This is a genomic window from Corynebacterium sp. 13CS0277 (genome assembly GCF_002994655.1).
Classification (GTDB): domain Bacteria; phylum Actinomycetota; class Actinomycetes; order Mycobacteriales; family Mycobacteriaceae; genus Corynebacterium.
On record NZ_PPDL01000066.1, the window covers coordinates 1 to 779 of the forward strand.

A 779-nucleotide genomic window follows, 5' to 3' on the forward strand; every position below is an offset into this window, starting at 1 on the left:
CTAGGCAGGCCCAGAAAACACCCCATACGTGACCTCGTTGACGGCATCTTCTACCGCACCCGCACTGGATGCCCCTGGCGCGACATCCCCACCCGCTACGGGCCCTGGCATGCCGCATACGCACTGTTCGCTCAACTGACAGCTGCAGGCGTGTGGAACCGTATCCTCACCGTCGTCAACCTGATGACCGCCACCCCGGAGGAACTGTTAAGCTTCGTCGCCATCGACTCCGGCACCGCACGCGCAAGCGTGCACGCCGCCGGCGCCCGAAGGGATTCGTTTATCAGGCACCCTGATGAGCCTGTTGATCATGGACTGGGACGATCCCGAGGAGGTTTTTCGTCCAAGTTCCACATCGCAGCGTCCCACACAGGACACCTGCTGGGGGTTGTTATCACCGCAGGTCAAAAGGGTGATTCTCCACAGTTGTTCAACGTCCTCGACAAGATCAACATCCCAACCGACAGTGGCAGGATTCGTAAAACTCCTGCCATGGTTGCCGCCGATTGTGCCTACGGGTCACGAGACAACAGGGACAAGCTTCGGGCGCGGAAAATCGCGACCGTGATCCCGGAAACGTCCCAAGTCAAAGACGCCCGGAAGCGGCGGGGTAGCAAGGGTGGCAGGCCGAGGAAGTTGGATCGGGTGGAGTATGCGCGAAGGAATTGCGTGGAGTGCCTGATTGGTCGGCTCAAGCAGCACCGGGCTGTGGCGTTACGTGTCGACAAGCTCGCGGTGCATTTTGAGTCCACGGTGATCATCGCAGGCATCCGCCAGGC

Annotated in this window: 1 protein-coding gene; it reads left to right on the forward strand. The window is 60.5% G+C overall.

What is annotated here, in order from left to right; all coding sequences use genetic code 11:
• Window positions 1–45: 45 nt before the first annotated feature.
• On the forward strand, window positions 46–779 hold a 734-nt coding region (locus tag C1Y63_RS12445), incomplete at its 3' end, for an IS5 family transposase (protein ID WP_233195718.1).